Below are 1280 nucleotides of genomic sequence, written 5' to 3'. Positions count from 1 at the left end.
CCCTTATCACCAAATAGTTTCCCAAAAAACCCTTTCGACAAAGTTTCGGCAATAGAAACATCAGCAACATTTCCAGGAGTTAGCTGAAAAGCCAAAATTTCTCCTTTCTCATTGATCATGAGAGGCAATTTAAACCCGAAAAACCACCCTGAAGTTGTTTTTCCCTCTTTGCGAAACCTTTAAAGACCTTGTTTCTTTTTATGCGTTTATTGTGGTAAATATCTATCGATGGAAAATCAATAAAAGCTATTCCTGTGATTTCTCCTCTTTTGCCCAAAAGATAAGCCAATAGAGGAACAAAAAGGTTCTTCTTTAAATAAGCAAAGCGGCTAGTACTCATTGAGTTTGGAAATTCTTTAACTAAGTATTTGGTAACATACCTATAAAAGTGCTTAAATGTTCGATCATTTGATTGATGAAATAAAATGATAATTGTCATCCTCTCTGGTATCGATCATTCAGGTTGAGGTCCTCGCTTTGTTTTGCCATGATCAATTAACTGTTTATTCCATTTCTGCTCAAAAGACTTCCAAAAATCATCTACACTACAATATAATTTGATCAAGCAAAATATAGAAAAAAATGCTTCAGAGGTGAGTTGAACAAATCTTGAGTACCCAACAAGGATAATGTAGACTATTTCTCTATTGGTTTTTTATGAGAATAAACAACAGAAAAAAATATAGAAAAGCGTCTTGGGAATAAATATATTAAATTTGTGTTTGTAAATAAAAATCTTGAAGAAAATATTGAAATTTCTAAAAATTCAGGTTCTTCGGAGATTTATTTGGTAAATAAATTTTTGAAGGCTGAGAATAATTAAAAAAATTAGCATTTGTCACACCTTATTGTTTACTACGCAATTAGGAGAGCGATCAAATACTAAAGAACAATCATGTAACCAAACTGATTAAATTAGAAAGGGTAAAATTTACAGGCATTGATATTCAAAAAGATAGAGCTCATCTTTTTGTAAGAACGCTGTACGACTTGCAATTATGCCCAACATGTCTTAAGCCAACTTCCAAGTTAGTTGATGTTACTCCAAAAATTTATAGAGACTTGGGTTTGATTGAACGGGATTGTTTATGTACTTTCACGGAACCACTATCGTTTGCTGCACCATATCGGCATTATATAAATTGATTTGAGCATGAAATTTACGAATGCTGCCGAGAAACAACGGCTACTTATGCAGCCAAAAAATTTGGAATTAAGGATAAAACCGCTACGGAAATTTATCAAACTGTAGCAAAACGAAAACAAGAATTAAATCCCCT

Annotated in this window: 1 pseudogene; it reads right to left on the bottom strand. The window is 32.7% G+C overall.

Going from position 1 to position 1280, the window contains the following annotated elements:
- Positions 1 to 565, bottom strand: a pseudogene (locus BU804_RS04205) (transposase); the annotation flags it as partial.
- Positions 566 to 1280 lie beyond the last annotated feature (715 nt).

It is taken from the genome of Candidatus Protochlamydia sp. W-9 (assembly GCF_001950615.1).
Lineage (GTDB): Bacteria > Chlamydiota > Chlamydiia > Chlamydiales > Parachlamydiaceae > Protochlamydia > Protochlamydia amoebophila.
Note: the sequence above shows the minus strand (reverse complement) of the source record. Positions and strands in the feature narration are given on the sequence as shown.